This is a genomic window from Segeticoccus sp. (assembly GCF_035708005.1).
The window spans coordinates 1-16,321 of record NZ_DASSTI010000043.1 but is presented as its reverse complement, the minus strand read 5'-3'; the positions used below and the strand labels follow the sequence as shown (position 1 = coordinate 16,321).

The window sequence follows — 16,321 nt, the reverse complement described above, 5'->3', positions numbered from 1 at the left end:
CTGCCTCGTTGACAGCGCCCATGACAGCACGGGGCACCGACATGCGCGGGGGAAGAGGCCTCAGCCTACTTCGGGCCCGGGTCCGCCCGCGGACGTGTCCCGGCGTTTCTCCCAGGCGTCCAGGGAGACCGAGATCACCGCGTCCACGACCCGCCCGATCCCGTCGACCCCGAGGCCCGGGGCGTGGCGGGCCATCCGCTCGGCGATCGCCCGCTCGCGCTCCGGGTCCCGCCCGGCGTGCCCGGCCCTGTCCCCGGCCCGGCCCTTGTGCCCCTGGACCGCGGCGGTCAGCGCCTGGCGGCGCGCCAGGAGTACGGCGAGCTCGTCGTCCACGGCGTGGATCTGCCCCCGCAGGAAGGCCATCGGCTCGATCCCCGGCCAGGCCATCCGCACGTCGGGAGAACGCTCCTCGTTGGCCGAGCCGTCGGTGTGCTCGAGCTCGACCAGCCCGTGCCGGCGGTAGAACCCGCGGGCCGGGGCGTTGCTCGCGAAGACCCAGAGCGAGAAGCCCTCCGGCCGGTGCTGCTTGGCCAGGTCGAGCAGCACCGACCCGATGCCCGTGCCCTGGTGGTCCGGCCCGACGTAGAGCGAGTGCAGCCAGGCCTGCTGGAGCACGAGGTAGCCGAGCAGGCTGCCGTCGGACCCGGCCGCCACCCACACCTCGTCCTCGGCCACGACCCGCCGGTGGTAGGCGCGCACCTCGTCGGCCGTGTGCACCTGCGGGGGCATCCCCGGCTCCGCGGCCCGGCGCGTGGCCAGATAGAGCTCGGCGAGCTCGACGGCGTCGTCGGGGGTCGCCGGGCGCACCACCAGGTCGACGTCCCCCGTCGGTTCCTGAGCCGGTTCTGCCGCCGACCTCTCAGTCGGACTCACGGATGATCCCCAGGGCGTGCGCGAGGTCGGCCGGGTAGGGGGACTCGTACTCGACGTACTCCCCCGTCGTCGGGTGCTCGAAGCCGAGCCGCACCGCGTGCAGCCACTGTCGCTCCAGGCCGAGACGCTGCGCGAGGGTCGGGTCCGCGCCGTAGGTGAGGTCACCGACGCAGGGGTGCTTCAGCGCGGCCATGTGCACCCGGATCTGGTGGGTCCGGCCCGTCTCGAGGTGGACCTCGAGCAGGCTGGCGAACCGGTGCGCCTCGAGGGTGTCGTAGTGGGTGACGCTGTGCTTGCCGTCCTCCCGGACGGTGAACTTCCAGTCCGACCGGACGTGCCGGCCGATCGGCGCGTCGATGGTGCCGGCCAGCGGGTCCGGATGGCCCTGCACGAGGGCGTGGTAGGTCTTGTCCACGGTGCGCTGTCGGAAGGCGTCCTTGAGCACGGAGTAGGCGTGCTCGCTCTTGGCGATCACCATCACCCCGGACGTGCCCACGTCCAGCCGCTGCACGATGCCCTGGCGCTCGGGTGCACCACTGGTCGCGACCCGGAAGCCGGCGCCGCGCAGGTGCCCGACCACGGTCGGCCCGGTCCAGCCCATGGAGGGGTGTACGGCGACGCCGACCGGCTTGTCGATCACCACGATCGCCTCGTCGTCGTGGATGATCCCGATCCCGTCCACGACCTCGGGCACCACCTCCAGCCGGGACGTCTCCGCCGGGATGGTGACCTCGATGACCGAGCCCGGGACGAGACGCTCGGACTTGCCGGCCGGTGCGCCGTCGACCAGCACGTCGCCCTGCCGCAGCAGCTCGGCACCCCGGCTGCGGGAGATGCCGAAGAGCCGGGCCAGCCCCACGTCGACGCGCTCCCCCGCGAGGCTCTCGGGCACCGGCAGGCTGCGGTGATCCTCCCCTGCTGCCACCGGCTCAGCGCTCCTCGTGGTGGCGTGACCCGTCCAGGCGGACGCCGCGGACGACCTGCACCAGGATCAGCAGGGCGGCGATGTTGATGCAGATGTCGGCCACGTTGAAGACCGGCCAGTGGGGCAGCTCCAGGAAGTCCACGACGTGTCCGCGCAACGGGCCCGGCTCACGGGCGAGCCGGTCGACAAGGTTGCCGAGCACACCGGCCAGCAGCAGTCCCAGCGCCACGGCCCAGGTGCGGTTGCGGGTACGCAGTGCCACGACGCAGACCACGACCGTCGCCGCGATCGCGATCAGGCTGATCACCGGCGTGTAGGACGTGCCGGTGCTGAAGGCGGCCCCGGGGTTGCGGGCGAGCGTCAGCCGCAGCAGACCGCCCGCGAGCGAGATCCCGTGGTCGGCGAGGTGCTGCACCGCCAGGTGCTTGGTCCACTGGTCCAGGGCCAGCCCGGCGGCGGCGAGCAGGCCGACCAGGGTGAGCGACGAAGCGCGGGAGGCCCGGCGAGCCGGCGGGGTGCTGCACCCGGGATCCGTGCGGTCGCTGGTCAGCGACGCTCCTCGCGCTGCTTGCATGACAGGCACATTGTCGCACGCGGGAAAACCATCAACCGGTTCTTGCCGATCGGCCCTCCGCAGACCTCGCAGATCCCATAGCTGCCGTCGGCGATCCGGTCGAGGGCGTGCCGGGACTGCATCAGCATGTCGCGCGCGTTGTTGGCGATGGTGAGCTCCTGGTCACGCTCGAACGACGCCGCCCCGACGTCGGCCTGGTCGTTGCCGGCGCCCTCGCCGGAGCTGCGCATCAGCCCGGCCAGGTCCTCCTCGGCGAGCTCCAGCTCGTCGGTGAGCCGGGTGACGTCGGCCTGCAGCTGCGCCTGCACCTCGGCGAGCTCCGCCTTGGTCCAGGGCTCCTCCTCCTCGCGGACGACGAGCTGCTCCACCGGCGCCTTGGTGACGGCCTTGGCCGAGGTCTTGGTCGCCGCGGCCGCCTTCTTCACGGGCGCCTTCTTCGCGGGCGCCTTCTTGACCGGCGCCTTCTTCACGGCCGCCTCCTTCGCCGGCCCCTTCGCCGGCCCCTTCGCCGCGGCCTTCTGCGTCGTCTTCTTCGACACCGACTTCTCGGCTGGCTTCTTCGCGGCCGTCTTCTTCGTGGCCGTCTTCTGCTCCGTCGCCTTCTTGTCCGTCGACTTCTTCGCGGCGGCCGGCTGCTTCGCGGGGGCCTTCTTCGCGGGGGCCTTCTTCGCGGGGGCCTGCTTCGCGGGGGCCTTCTTCGCGGGGGCCTTCTTCGCGGGGGCCTTCTTCGCGGGGGCCTTCTTCGCGGCTGTCTTGGTGGCCGGGGCCTTCTTCGTCGGGGTCTTCTTCGCCGCTGCCTTCGTCGACGCATTGGTCGCGGACGCCTTGGTCGCGGACGCCTTGGTCGCGGACGCCTTGGCCGCGGACGCCTTGGCCGCGGACGCCTTGGCCGCGGACGCCTTGGCCGCGGAGGCCTTCGTCGCCGGCGCCTTGGCGGCCTTCTTCGGGGAGCTGGCCGGCTTCGTCGCGCTCGTGCTCCCCTTCGTGGTGGTCTTGCCCGTGGTCTTGCTGGCGGCGGAGGCCTGGGACGGCTTGCGCGCGACCACCTTGCGGGCGGCGGCTCCCGCCCGGCTCACGAGGGAGCGTCGACTCGAGGTTGCCATGGCCAGGGTCCCCAATTCCGGTTCTCGACCGATGACCGACGTCATGGTCAGGTGGCGCGAGGATAGAACCAAGGCCTACCGGACTCAACCTGCTCCTCCGGCGCGCCGGCAGAAGCTCGCAGAACTCCTCCCGACAGCCGTCTCAGGCCCGGCTCACCCGCAGGGTCACCCGCTCGCCGTCGGCGAGCTCCACAGGCTCACCCCCGGCGTCGTCGGCCAGCTCGACCGCGAGCGCCAGGGTCTCCCCGGTCACGAGCTCCTCGTGCGCCCGGACGGCGCCGGCCACGGCGGCCGAGCAGCCGAGGACCAGGCTGATCCGGTCGCTCACGTCGAGCCCGGCGTCGCGGCGCGCCTGCTGCACGGCCCGGACCACGTCGCGGGCCAGCCCCTCCGCGGCCAGCTCGGGAGTCACCTCGGTGTCGAGCACCACGAAGCCACTGCCCGGCAGCATCCCGGTGGCGGTGGTGCCGCCGGCGCTGTCCCCGGCGACGGTTTCGAGGGTGTACTCGCCCTCGAGGAGGGCATGCCCCCCGGCCACCACGATCCCGTCGTCGCCCACCGACCAGTCACCGCCCTTGGCGCCCCGGATGGCCGCCTGGACGTCCTTGCCGAGCCGGGGACCGGCCGCGCGGGCATTGACGGTCAGCCGCTGGGTCACCCCGAAGCGGGCGGCCTCGGGGTCGTCGATGTCGACCAGCCGGACCTGCTTGACGTTCACCTCCGAGGCGACGAGATCGACCAGCGGCTCGAGACCCGCGGCGCCGGGCAGGACGACGGTGAGCTCGCGCAGCGGCAGTCGGGTGCGCAGCTGTCCCGCCTTGCGCAGCGCCGACGCGGCCGAGCAGACGTCCCGCACCTGGTCCATCGCGGTGACCAGCGCGTCGTCCGCCGGCAGCGCGTCCGCCGCGGGCCAGTCGGCCAGGTGCACCGACCGCCCGCCGGTGAGCCCACGCCAGATCTCCTCGGTGGTCAGCGGCAGCAGCGGGGCGGTGGCCCGGCAGAGCACCTCCAGCACGGTGGCCAGCGTGTCGAAGGCCTCGCGCGCCGCCCCCTCGTCGCCGCCGCCGGTGGCCCAGAAGCGCTCCCGCGAGCGGCGGACGTACCAGTTGGTGAGCACGTCGAGGAAGGCGCGCGTCGAGTCGCACGCGTTCGCCACCTCGTAGTTGTCGAGCTGGTCGGTCATCGCGGTGACGTACTGCCGCGTCTTGGCGAGGATGTAGCGGTCGAGCACGTCGGTGGAGTCGGTGCGGAAGGTGGCGTCGTACCCCGAGCCGTCGGCCATGGCGTTGGCGTAGAGGCTGAAGAAGTACCACGTGTTCCACAGCGGGATGATCACCTGGCGGACGCCGTCGCGGATGCCCTGCTCGGTGACGATGAGGTTGCCGCCACGCAGGATCGGGCTCTGCATGAGGAACCAGCGCATCGCGTCGGCCCCGTCGCGGTCGAAGACCTCGCGCACGTCGGGGTAGTTGCGCAGCGACTTGCTCATCTTCTGCCCGTCGCTGCCCAGGACGATGCCGTGGCTGACGCAGGTCGAGAAGGCGGGCCGGTCGAAGAGCGCCGAGGCGAGGATGTGCAGGGTGTAGAACCACCCGCGGGTCTGGCCGATGTACTCGACGATGAAGTCACCCGGGAAGTGGTGCTCGAACCAGTCGGCGTTCTCGAACGGGTAGTGCACCTGGGCGAAGCTCATCGATCCGGAGTCGAACCAGACGTCGAGGACGTCCTCGACCCGGCGCATGGTCGACCTGCCGGTCGGGTCGTCGGGGTTGGGCCGGGTCAGCCGGTCGATCGCGGGCCGGTGCAGGTCGGTGACCGGCACACCGAAGTCGCGCTCGAGCTCCTCGAAGGAGCCGTAGACGTCGATGCGGGGGTAGGCGGGGTCGTCGGACCTCCACACCGGGATCGGTGACCCCCAGAAGCGGTTGCGCGAGATCGACCAGTCCCGGGCGTTCTCCAGCCACTTGCCGAACTGGCCGTGCTGGATGTGCTCGGGCACCCAGCGGATCTGCTCGTTGAGCGCGAGCATCCGGTCCTTGATGGCCGTGACCTGGACGAACCAGGACGAGACGCCCTTGTAGATCAGCGGCTGACGGCAGCGCCAGCAGTGCGGGTAGGAGTGGTCGTAGCTCTCCCGGCGCAGCAGCACGGTGCCCGGGCTGACCGAGGCGACCTGGGCGTCGGGCGTCCGGGTGGCCTGCTTGAGGTCCTCGATGATGGCCAGGTTGGCGTCGAAGACCAGCATCCCGGCGTACTCCTGCACCGGCGCGGTGAACCGCCCGTCGGGTCCGACCGGCATCACCGACTCCACGCCCTCGCGCTCGGTGACCACCTGGTCGTCCTCACCGAAGGCACCCGCGGTGTGGACCAGGCCGGTGCCGTCGGTGGTGGTGACGAAGTCGGCGGCGACCACGCGGAAGGCGCGCTCGTGACCGGCGTAGTAGCCGAAGGGCGGGGTGTAGCGGCGGCCGACGAGGTCGCTGCCGGTGAGCCGCTCGACGACGACCGGGTCCTCCCCGAGCTCGCGGGCGTACGACGACAGCCGCGCCTCGGCGATCACGTAGCGCTCGTCGTCCTTCTCGACGACCACGTAGTCGATGTCCTCGCCGACCATCACCAGCAGGTTGGCCGGCAGGGTCCACGGCGTCGTGGTCCAGACGAGCGCGAGCTCGCCGGTCTCCAGGCGCACCCCCACCGTGACCGCGGGGTCCTGACGGACCTGGTAGACGTCCTCGTCCATCCGCAGCTCGTGGTTGGACAGCGGCGTCTGGTCGTTCCAGCAGTAGGGCAGCACCCGGAAGCCCTCGTAGACCAGGCCCTTGTCGTAGAGCTGCTTGAAGGCCCAGATGACGCTCTCCATGTAGTCCGGGTTGAGCGTCTTGTAGTCGTGGTCGAAGTCCACCCAGCGGGCCTGGCGGGTGACGTAGTCGCGCCACTCGTCGGTGTACTTCAGCACCGACTCGCGGCACTTGGCGTTGAACGCCTCGATGCCGAGGTCGAGGATCTCGTCCTTGGTCTTGATGCCCAGCTGCGCCATCGCCTCGAGCTCGGCCGGGAGACCGTGGGTGTCCCAGCCGAACCGCCGCTCCACCCGGTGTCCGCGCATCGTCTGGTAGCGCGGGATCAGGTCCTTGACGTAGCCGGTGAGCAGGTGGCCGTAGTGCGGCAGCCCGTTGGCGAACGGGGGGCCGTCGTAGAAGACGAACTCGTTGGCGCCGTCCTCGCCCGCCGGGCGCTGCTCCACGCTCGCCCGGAAGGTGTCGTCCTTGGCCCAGTACTCCAGCACCCGCTCCTCGAGCTCGGGGAAGCGGGGAGAGGGCGGCACCGAGGACTGCTCGGGGTCGGTGGAGGCCTTGGGGTAGGTCACGGCTTGGCTCCTGCGGGGGTACGGCGGTGCGATGGCTTGCCCACTCCGCGAGGACGGCAGGACTGCCGCGGTACCACCCCGCTTGTCGCGTCCCGGAGGACACGACCGCTCGTTGACGGCTGTGACGGGCCTACCCGTCCGGTTCTACTGGGCCTCGGTGGGGTGCCCACCTCGGCTGTTCTTCCGGAGGCTCGCCGCTGATGACGGCTCGAACGCCGGTGTGCGCAACGATACCCGCCCCCGAGGGCGGGTGTCGTGCGGGTTCAGCCCGTCTCAGCTGCGGGCCTGGCTGTCCTCGCCCTCACCGAGGATCGACTTCAGTCGCTTGGGTCCGGCGGCCGCGGTCTCGCCGGGCTGCCCCGAGGAGAGGTCGCCGCCGGTCTCGAGGGCCTCGAGCTGCTGGGTGAAGTAGCTCTTCAGGCGGGAGCGGTACTCGCGCTCGAAGGCCCGCAGGTTCTCGATGTCGGTGTCGAGGCGCTCCTTCTCCTTGTCGAGGTCTCCGAAGAGCTCCTTGCGCCGGGCCTCGGTCTCGGAGTCGAGCATCTGGGCGCGCGTGCGGGCGTCGGACTCCATCCGGTCCGCCCGGGTCTTGCTCTCGGTCTCGAGGCGCTCGGCCTTGGTGCGGGCGGCGCCGACGATCTTGTCGGCCTCGTCCTTGGCCTCCGCCACGAGCTGGTCGGCGTTGTGGGTGGCCATCTCGAGCAGGCGCGCAGCCGCGCTCGAGGCCTCGCCGACCGTGGTGACCCTGATCTCCTGGGTCGCCGGTGCCGCCGCGGCAGCGGGCGCCTGCGGGGCGGGCTCCGGGGCCTTCTCCGGAGCCTTCTCGACCACCGGCTCGGGTGCCGCGGGTGCGGGTGCGCCGCCCTGCTGGGCCGCCGCGAGCTTGCTGCGCAGGTCGTCGTTCTCGGCGTAGAGGCGCTCGAGCTCGGACTCCACCTCGTCGAGGAACTGGTCGACCTCGCCCATGTCGTACCCCTCGCGGAGCCGCACGGGCGTAAAGCGCTTGTTGCTCACGTCCTCAGGCGTCAGCGGCATGACCTCACCCATCCCTGATTGAGAAGACTTGTCAGATGTGCGGATTGAACAATAGCCCGTGGTCCGCGCGTCAGCCGATCGAGGCCCAGATCATCCGGTTGAGGTAGAGCAGCAGGTAGCACACCAGCATCACCGCGAGGAAGCTCAGGTCGAGCATCATGCCCCCGAGCCGGAGGGGAGGCAGGATCTTGCGGAAGGCCTTGATCGGCGGGTCGGTGACCGTGTAGACGGCCTCGAGGACGACCAGCAGCGGTCCCTTGGGGGTCCACGACCGGGCGAACACCTGGATCCAGTCGACGACGAACCGGACCAGGAGCAGCACGATGAAGATCCACAGGACCAGCTCGATGACCTGGCCGACAGGGTTCACGAGAACTCAGCTCTGGTTGAAGAAGCCACCTTCGGCGATGCGCTGCTTCTCCTCCGCGCCGACGGTCACGTTGGGCGGCGAGAGCAGGAACACCTTGTTGGTCACACGCTCGATGGTGCCACGCACGGAGAAGACCAGCCCGGCGGCGAAGTCGACGAGCCGCTTGGCGTCGCCGTCGTCCATCTCGGAGAGGTTCATGATGACCGGGACCCCGTCGCGGAAGTTCTCCCCCACCACCCGGGCCTCGTTGTAGGTGCGCGGGTGCAGCGTGGTGATCCGCGACAGCGGCGCCACCGCGGGAGCGGGACGCGGGGCGGGGGCACTGGCCGGACGGCGCCGCTCGGACAGGTTGGCGATCGGGCGGGCCGGCTCGGCCTCCGGCCGGCGGGCAGGCTCGTCGTAGTCCACGTCGGCGTCGGCGTACTCGCCGTCCGCGTCCTCGAGCAGACCGAGGTAGACGCCCATCTTCCGCATCGCGCCGCTCATGATGTCTCTTCCCCTGCTCGTCGTTGGGCTCTCATCGAGCACTCCTTCACGGTTTCGGACACTACTTGATCACGGGCCTCGGACCGAGCACCGCCGAGCCGATGCGCACGTGTGTCGCACCGCAGCGCACGGCGTCCTCCAGGTCGGCGCTCATCCCCGCGGAGATCCAGCTCGCCCCCGGGTCGAGGGAGCGTACGGCGGCCGCCACCTCCTGCAGCCGCTCGAAGGCGGGCAGCGGCGGGGCGCCGAGCGGAGCGACCGCCATCACGCCGCGCAGCCGGAGCCCCTCCGTCTCCCGCAGTCGCCCGGCCAACGGCACCACCTCGTCCACCGGGGCGCCCCCGCGCCCGGCGGCGTCGTCGAGGCTGACCTGCACCAGGCAGTCCAGGGGTCGTCCGCGCTCGTGAGCCCCCCGGGCGAGGCCCGAGAGCAGCTTGGCCCGGTCGACGGACTCCACCACGTCGGCGTAGCCGGCGACGGCGGCGGCCTTGTTGCTCTGCAACGTGCCGATGAAGTGCCACTCCAGCGGCAGGTCGGCGCACGCCGCGACCTTCGCCTCCGCCTCCTGGTGGCGGTTCTCCCCGACGTGCCGCACGCCGAGGTCGGCCAGCAGCCGCACGTCGTCGGCCGGGAAGAACTTGGTCACCACCACCAGCGTGACCTCCGCGGGGTCGCGCCCTGCGGCGGCGCAGGCACCGGCGATCCGCTCCCGGACGGCGGCGAGGTTGGCGGCGAGCTCCTGGCGCCGGTCGGCCGCCGGCGCGCTCATCGCCGCACCCGCACCAGGCCGGCGAGCCGACCGGCCCGCTCACCGTCGCGGCGGTAGGAGTAGAGGCCGGCGTCCTCGCGGGTGCAGCGGGAGACGTCGCGGACGGTGGCACCGGCCGCGACCAGCTGGGCACGCACGCCCGCGCCGAGGTCGAGGGCCGGCGTGCCCCAGCTGGTCGTGCTGGCCGTCTCGGGCACCACGGCAGCCACCTCGGCCTGCATCGCGGCGGGCACCTCGTAGCAGGCCCCGCAGATGTGCGGACCGATCCAGGCGGTCAGCTCGCGGGCACCGAGGTCGCGCATCTGCTCGACCGCGGAGGGGACGACGCCGCCTTCCACACCCCGGCGGCCGGCGTGGGCCACTCCGACGACGCCGGCGTCGGGGTCGGCGAGCACGACCGGCACGCAGTCGGCGGCCCGCACGAGCAGCACCACGTCGGGCAGCGCCGTGACCATGGCGTCGGCCTCGGGCACCTCCGAGCCGGGTCCGTCGTCCGCCACCTCGCGCACCACCCGGACGGCAGCGCCGTGCACCTGGCGCATCGCCGGCGTGCGCCGCGCCGCGTCGGGCAGGGCGGCGACGTCCGGGGCGAAGTCGCGCAGCACGATCTGCAGGTTCTGCGCCCGCTCGGCGGAGTCACCACGACCCTCGAGGGCGAGGTCCAGGGAGTCGAAGGGGACGCCGCTGACCCCGTCGTACCGGTCGGTGAAGGCCAGGTCGACGGGGCCGACGGTCGCACGGAAGGCGTACACCAGCGCCGGGTGCCTACTTGAGGAAGTCGGGGACGTCGAGGTCGTCGTCGAAGTCCACCTTGCGCTGCTGCCGCGGGGGCTGCGCCGGCTGGTGGCCCTGCTGGCCCGGCTGGTGGCCCTGCTGCTGGCCGGACTGCTGGCCGGACTGGTGACCCTGCTGGGACGACGGACGCTGGGCGCCCACCGGGACGGGCTCGCGGACCGGGGCCGAGGGCTCGCTGCGGCGCTGCTCGGCGACCGCCCGGGCCGCCGCCCGGGTCTCCTCCTGGCTCTGCTGCGGGGTGGCCGCCGCGTTGCGCCGCATGCCGGTGCCCTCGTCCCGGCGCTTGGGGCGACCGCCCTCGAAGCCGGCGGCGATCACGGTGACCCGCACCTCGTCGCCGAGCGCGTCGTCGATGGTGGCGCCGAAGATGATGTTGGCCTCGTTGTGCACGGCGTCGGCGACCATCGCGGCGGCCTCGTTTATCTCGAACAGGCCGAGGTCGGAGCCCCCCGCGATGGAGAGCAGCACGCCCTGGGCGCCGTCGATCGACTCCTCCAGCAGCGGGCTGGAGACCGCGAGCTCGGCCGCCTCGACGGCGCGGTTCTCGCCGCGCGCGGAGCCGATGCCCATCAGCGCCGAGCCGGCGTTGGACATCACCGACTTGACGTCGGCGAAGTCGAGGTTGATCAGGCCCGGGGTGGTGATCAGGTCGGTGATGCCCGAGACGCCCTGCAGGAGCACCTGGTCGGCCTGCTTGAAGGCGTCGAGCATGGAGACATTGCGGTCGGAGATCGACAGCAGCTTGTCGTTCGGGATCACGATGAGGGTGTCGACCTCCTCGCGCAGCGTGGAGATGCCGTCCTCGGCCGAGCCGGCCCGGCGGCGCCCCTCGAAGGCGAACGGGCGGGTGACCACACCGATGGTGAGCGCGCCGAGCGAACGGGCGATCTTGGCCACGACCGGAGCGCCGCCGGTGCCGGTGCCACCACCCTCGCCGGCGGTGACGAAGACCATGTCGGCGCCCTTGAGCACCTCCTCGATCTCGTCGGCGTGGTCCTCGGCCGCCTTGCAGCCCACGTCGGGGTTCGCGCCGGCCCCCAGCCCGCGCGTGAGCTCGCGTCCGATGTCGAGCTTGACGTCGGCGTCGCTCATCAGGAGCGCCTGGGCGTCGGTGTTGATGGCGATGAACTCGACGCCCTTGAGGCCGACCTCGATCATCCGGTTGACGGCGTTGACGCCGCCTCCACCGATGCCCACGACCTTGATGACGGCCAGGTAGTTCTGTGGTGCTGCCACGGCGGGTGCCTCTCGCTGGGTTGGTTGCCTGGTCTGGTGCTGCGGACGTGCGCTGCTGTCCTGCGGGGAAGCCCCTCCGGTTGAAGAACCCTAACCCTGAAGTAGAGGGTTAATGTTATGTCAACCTGAGGTTGTGAGAACAACGTAGGCAAGCCCCGCGGCAGATCGCTGCCGACACGCCCACGAGCACCGAAAGAAGGAGATCGCCCGGGAGGATCGGCCCCGCCGGGCGCCCCTCGTCAGCGGGTGGTCGGCCGCCCGGGCACGCTGACGTCGATCAGCTGCACGTGGCGGCGGCGCAGTAGGACGTCGAGCACCTCGGCCTTGGCCGCCGACTGCGCGGCACTCCCCCACATCACGGTCCGGCCGTCGTGGAGGCGCAGCTCGATGCGGTCCACCGTGGCCACGTCGACGTGGTCCACCCGCCGCAGCACCTCCGGCGGCAGCGAGGCGGCCACCTTGCCCGCCTCGGCCAGCGCGTCGGCACGCGCTCCGGAGGAGCTCCGCACGAGCGGCAGGCCGGCCGGTGGGTGGGAGAAGTGGCCGAAGGTGACGCCGGCGCGATCGAGCGCCTGCAGGCCGTGGCCTCGGTCGATCACGGCCACCGGGACCCGCTCGGTGACGGCGATGCGGACGGTGTGCGGCCAGCTGCGCGACACGTCCACGGCGCGCACCGAGGGGATCCGCGCCACGCGGGCGCGCACGGCGCCGAGGTCGACCCGCGCCAGCGGCGTACCCAGCGGCACTCGTGCCGTGGCCACCACCCGCGACCGGGAGAGCCCGTCGAGCCCCGCGACCCGCACCTGCCGGGCGGCCAGCCAGGAGGAGAAGAACACCGCGTAGCAGCAGGTGGCCAGCACCCCCAGCACCACCAGGAGCAGCAGCCACGGCCGCAGCCGGCGCAGCCACCGCGAGCGCCGGCGCTTGCGGAAGTCCTCGCGCGCGAGCCTGACGGTGTCCTCCCGGGTCATGGTCACGATCGCTCCCGCTCGCGGAGCATGGCCAGGACCTCGGGCCCGAGCAGGGTGACGTCACCGGCCCCCAGGGTGAGCACGAGGTCCCCCGGCCGGGCGCGGGCGACCAGGTGGGCCGCGGTCGCCGGCCAGGACGGCTCGTAGACGACGTGCTCGGGCGGCAGCGGGACGGCGTCGGCGACCAGCGCGCCGGTCACCGCCGGGTCGGGCTCCTCACGGGCGACGTAGACGTCCATCACCACCACCTCGTCGGCGGCGCCCAGCGCGCGGCCCATCTCGGTGGCGAAGATCCGGGTGCGGGAGACCATGTGGGGCTGGAAGGCGACCACGACCCGGCCGTCGCCCGCGAGGGCGCGCGCGGCCTCGAGGTCGCCGGCGATCTCCCGGGGGTGGTGGGCGTAGCTGTCGAAGACGCGCACCCCGGCCGCCTCGCCCTTGGCCTCCATGCGTCGCCGGGTGCCGGTGTAGCCGCCGAGCCCTGCGGTCAGGTCGGCGAAGCCGAAGCCCAGCCGCAGGCCGCACGCGAGCGCGACGAGGGCGTCGAGCAGGTAGTGGCGGCCGGGCAGCTGCAGCTCCAGGGTGCCCAGCGCACGGCCGCCCTCGGTGACCGTGCACGACGACCGGCCGCCGTGCAGCCGCAGCTCCTCGGCGCGCAGGGCGGCCTCGGGACTCTCCCCCACGGTGACCACGTCGATCCCGCGGGCCATCGCCGTGCGGGCGAGCGCCGCGGCCCCGGGGTCGTCGACGCAGGCGACGAGGAGGCCGCCCGGCCTGATGCGGCCGAGGAAGCCGTCGAACGCGGCGCGGTAGGCCTCCTCGGTGCCGTAGTTGTCGAGGTGGTCGGCCTCGACGTTGGTGACCAGGGCCACCACGGGCGAGTAGACGAGGAAGGCGCCGTCGCTCTCGTCGGCCTCGGCGACGAAGAGCTCCCCGCTGCCGTCGTGGGCGTTGACGCCGGCGCCGGTGAGCTCGCCGCCGATGGCGAAGGAGGGGTCGGCGCCGCAGTGCTGCAGGGCGACGGTGAGCAGCGAGGTGGTGGTCGTCTTGCCGTGGGTGCCGGCGACCGCGAGCACCCGCCGTCCCTGCATCACCGACTCCAGCGCGGCCGACCTGGGGAGCAGGCGCAGGCCGAGCCGGGTGGCCTCGAGCACCTCGGGGTTGTCCGCGCGCACCGCGGTGGAGACCACCACTGTGTCGGCGCCGCGCACGTGGGCGGCGTCGTGCCCGGCGTAGCAGGTGGCGCCGAGCGCGCGCAGCGCGTCCAGCACCGCCGAGTCGTGCGCGTCGCTGCCGGAGACGCCGATCCCGCGGGCCAGCATGATGCGGGCGATGCCGGACAGTCCGGCCCCGCCGATGCCGACGAAGTGGACCCGGCCGAGCTCCTCGGCGGGCAGCAGGACCGGCGGCACGGGGACCCTCATCCCGGCACCCCCTGCCCGGCTGCCTCGAGGACCATCGCGGCGAGCTTCTCGTCGGCGTCCAGCGGCACGACGGCGGTGGCCGCTCGCGACATCGCGGCGAGCCGCGCCGCGTCGCGCAGCAGCGCAGGCACGTGGGAGCCCACCCAGGCCGGGGTGAGGTCCGCGTCGGCGACCAGCAGCCCACCACCGGCGTCGATGACCGGTCGGGCGTTGAGCGCCTGCTCGCCGTTGCCGTGGGGCAGCGGCACGTAGACGGCGGGCAGGCCCACCCCGGAGACCTCGGTGACGGTGTTGCTGCCGGCCCGGCACAGCACCGCGTCGGCGGCGGCGTAGGCGAGGTCCATCCGGTCGACATAGTCGACCACGACGTACGGCGGCCCGCCCTGGCCCCGCTGCGGCACGGCCTGACCGGTCGGTCCCACGACGTGCAGGACCTGGACCTGGGCCGCCGCGAACGCCTCGGCGGCCGCGGCGACCGACTCGTTGAGCCGCCGCGCGCCCTGGGACCCCCCGGTGACGAGCAGCGTGGGCAGCTGCGGGTCGAGGCCGAAGGCCGCCCGGCCCTCGGCCCGCAGCGCCCCGCGGTCGAGCGTCGAGATCATCCGGCGCACCGGCAGTCCGAGGTAGCGGGCGTGCGGCAGCCGGGTGCCCGGGAAGCTGGTGGCCACGTGACGGGTCAGCCGGGCCCCGACCTTGTTGGCGATGCCGGGCAGGGCGTTGCCCTCGTGCACGACCAGCGGCAGGCCGCGCCGCCGACCGGCGAGGTAGGCCGGGACCGACACGTAGCCGCCGAAGCCGACCACCACGTCGGGGCGGACCCGGTCGAGCACCGCGAGCGTCGCGCGGAACGCACCGGCCAGCCGGCCGGGGGTCCGCAGCAGCTCCGCGCCCGGACGACGCGGCAGCGGCACCGGGGGCACCAGCTCCAGGGGATAGCCCGCGGCGGGCACCACCCGCGTCTCGAGCCCGCGGGCGGTCCCCAGGGCGGTGATCTCGACGTCCGGCCGGAGGCGACGCAGCGCGTCGGCGGTGGCCAGCAGCGGCGAGGTGTGCCCGGCGGAGCCGCCACCGGCGAGGAGGACCCGGGTCATCGACCCCGTCCCGTGCGCGCGTTGACACCGGTGGCGCGGCCGCGCCTGCGGTCGCGCAGGGCGTCCGCGGCCGCCGGCTCGGAGCGGGCGAAGCCGATGACGAGTCCGAGTGCCACGAGCTCGGGCACCAGCGAGGAGCCGCCATAGGAGACCAGTGGCAGCGGGATGCCGATGACCGGGAGGAGCGCGAGCACCATGCCGATGTTGATCATGACGTGGGCCATCAGCCACAGGATGACGCCTGCCGAGGCATAGCGCACGAAGAGGTCCTGCGTGGTCATGGCCACCCGCAGCCCGGCCCAGGTGATGGCCAGGAACAGCACCAGGACGAGCAGCGTGCCGACGAGGCCCAGCTCCTCGCCGAGGACGGCGAAGATGAAGTCGGTGTGGGGGTAGGGCAGGTTGCCCCACTTCTGCTGGCTCGCGCCGATGCCCTTCCCGAGGACGCCGCCGCTGGCCATGCCCAGCAGCCCGTGGGCGGCCTGCCAGCCGGAGCCCTGGAAGTCCTTGAAGGGGTTGACGAAGGAGGTGATGCGGGTGAGCCGCTCCGGGCTGCTGGCGGCGAGGAAGAGGGCGGCGACGCTGACCACGCTCACCGCGGCGACGAAGAGCCGCACCGGCACGCCGACGACCCAGAGCATGCCCAGCGCGATCGCGAAGATCACCAGGGCGGTGCCGAGGTCGCCCCCGGCGAGCACGAGCACCGCGATCAGGCCGATCACCGGGACGACCGGCAGCAGCATGTGGCGCCAGGAGTCGAGCAGCCGGTCCTTGCGCGCGTAGACGTCGGCGCACCACAGCACCAGGGCGAACTTCGCCAGCTCCGACGGCTGCAGCTGGAAGGGGCCCAGGGCCAGCCAGTTCTGGTTGCCGTTGACCGCCACGCCGAGCCCGGGAACCTGGGTCAGCGCGAGCATGACGACCGACGCCACCAGCGTCGGCCAGGAGGCGAGGCGGATGAGGCGCTTGGGCAGGCGGGTGGCCAGCCAGGCGAGCGGGATCGCGATGCCGACCCAGATCGCCTGTCGGATCACCCAGTAGTAGCTGCTGCCGTAGGCCTTGTAGGCGTCCACGCTCGAGGCGCTGAGCACCATGATCAGACCGATGGCGAGCAGCAGGCCGGAGGCGCCGAGCAGCACGTAGTAGGGCGTCAGCGGGCGCTCCATGGTGCGGCGTGCCGAGGCCAGCCACGCCCCGAACCCGGTCGACGCAGCGCGGGGGCCGCTCCGGGTCCGTGCCTCGGTGCTGACGCTCACGGACCCTCCTGACGTTGCCTGGCCGGCACTACTCCTCGCGCGCCCG

Annotated in this window: 15 protein-coding genes; all 15 read right to left on the bottom strand. The window is 72.7% G+C overall.

Translation table 11 applies throughout. The features are described 5' to 3' along the window. Nucleotides 1-60: 60 nt before the first annotated feature. Complete coding sequence (locus VFL99_RS05155; protein ID WP_325105264.1) at nt 61-873, bottom strand: GNAT family N-acetyltransferase; 813 nt, start codon at nt 871-873, stop codon at nt 61-63. Next, a complete protein-coding gene (locus VFL99_RS05150; RefSeq protein ID WP_325105263.1) occupies nt 860-1,798 on the bottom strand; it encodes an RluA family pseudouridine synthase in 939 nt (312 codons plus the stop codon). Before VFL99_RS05150 ends, VFL99_RS05155 begins: the two co-directional genes overlap by 14 nt. Before the next feature lie 4 nt (nt 1,799-1,802). Further along, entirely contained in the window at nt 1,803-2,372 is a 570-nt protein-coding gene (lspA, locus tag VFL99_RS05145; protein ID WP_325105262.1) for a signal peptidase II, read from the bottom strand. Next, on the bottom strand, nt 2,345-3,475 hold the full coding sequence (locus VFL99_RS05140; RefSeq protein ID WP_325105261.1) for a TraR/DksA family transcriptional regulator: 1,131 nt from the start codon (nt 3,473-3,475) through the stop codon (nt 2,345-2,347). The genes lspA and VFL99_RS05140 overlap by 28 nt, the downstream gene beginning before the upstream one ends. Nucleotides 3,476-3,617: 142 nt before the next feature. Further along, nucleotides 3,618-6,842 carry an isoleucine--tRNA ligase gene (gene ileS, locus VFL99_RS05135; protein WP_325105260.1) on the bottom strand — a complete coding sequence of 1,075 codons (3,225 nt, stop codon included), beginning with the start codon at nt 6,840-6,842 and terminating at the stop codon, nt 3,618-3,620. 273 nt (nt 6,843-7,115) lie between these two features. Next, complete coding sequence (locus VFL99_RS05130) at nt 7,116-7,877, bottom strand: DivIVA domain-containing protein (protein ID WP_325105259.1); 762 nt, start codon at nt 7,875-7,877, stop codon at nt 7,116-7,118. 70 nt (nt 7,878-7,947) lie between these two features. Then, entirely contained in the window at nt 7,948-8,247 is a 300-nt protein-coding gene (locus VFL99_RS05125) for a YggT family protein (RefSeq protein WP_325105258.1), read from the bottom strand. A gap of 6 nt (nt 8,248-8,253) precedes the next feature. Next, nucleotides 8,254-8,733: a cell division protein SepF gene (locus tag VFL99_RS05120; protein ID WP_325105257.1), complete on the bottom strand. Its 480-nt coding sequence runs from the start codon at nt 8,731-8,733 to the stop codon at nt 8,254-8,256. 61 nt (nt 8,734-8,794) lie between these two features. Then, nucleotides 8,795-9,502, bottom strand: a complete 708-nt coding sequence (locus tag VFL99_RS05115) for a YggS family pyridoxal phosphate-dependent enzyme (protein WP_325105256.1) — start codon at nt 9,500-9,502, stop codon at nt 8,795-8,797. Then, entirely contained in the window at nt 9,499-10,254 is a 756-nt protein-coding gene (locus VFL99_RS05110) for a purine nucleoside phosphorylase YfiH/LACC1 family protein (RefSeq protein WP_325105255.1), read from the bottom strand. Before VFL99_RS05110 ends, VFL99_RS05115 begins: the two co-directional genes overlap by 4 nt. Before the next feature lie 13 nt (nt 10,255-10,267). Continuing rightward, complete coding sequence (gene ftsZ, locus VFL99_RS05105) at nt 10,268-11,533, bottom strand: cell division protein FtsZ (RefSeq protein ID WP_325105254.1); 1,266 nt, start codon at nt 11,531-11,533, stop codon at nt 10,268-10,270. 239 nt (nt 11,534-11,772) lie between these two features. Continuing rightward, nucleotides 11,773-12,504 carry a cell division protein FtsQ/DivIB gene (locus VFL99_RS05100; RefSeq protein ID WP_325105298.1) on the bottom strand — a complete coding sequence of 244 codons (732 nt, stop codon included), beginning with the start codon at nt 12,502-12,504 and terminating at the stop codon, nt 11,773-11,775. A gap of 2 nt (nt 12,505-12,506) precedes the next feature. Next, nucleotides 12,507-13,928: a UDP-N-acetylmuramate--L-alanine ligase gene (gene murC, locus VFL99_RS05095; RefSeq protein ID WP_325105253.1), complete on the bottom strand. Its 1,422-nt coding sequence runs from the start codon at nt 13,926-13,928 to the stop codon at nt 12,507-12,509. Continuing rightward, nucleotides 13,925-15,019: a UDP-N-acetylglucosamine--N-acetylmuramyl-(pentapeptide) pyrophosphoryl-undecaprenol N-acetylglucosamine transferase gene (locus VFL99_RS05090; protein WP_325105252.1), complete on the bottom strand. Its 1,095-nt coding sequence runs from the start codon at nt 15,017-15,019 to the stop codon at nt 13,925-13,927. The genes murC and VFL99_RS05090 overlap by 4 nt, the downstream gene beginning before the upstream one ends. Further along, the gene (gene ftsW / locus VFL99_RS05085) at nt 15,016-16,275 is read right to left on the bottom strand and encodes a putative lipid II flippase FtsW (protein WP_325105251.1); all 1,260 of its coding nucleotides are present in this window, start codon (nt 16,273-16,275) and stop codon (nt 15,016-15,018) included. The genes VFL99_RS05090 and ftsW overlap by 4 nt, the downstream gene beginning before the upstream one ends. Between the last annotated feature and the right edge of the window lie 46 nt (nt 16,276-16,321).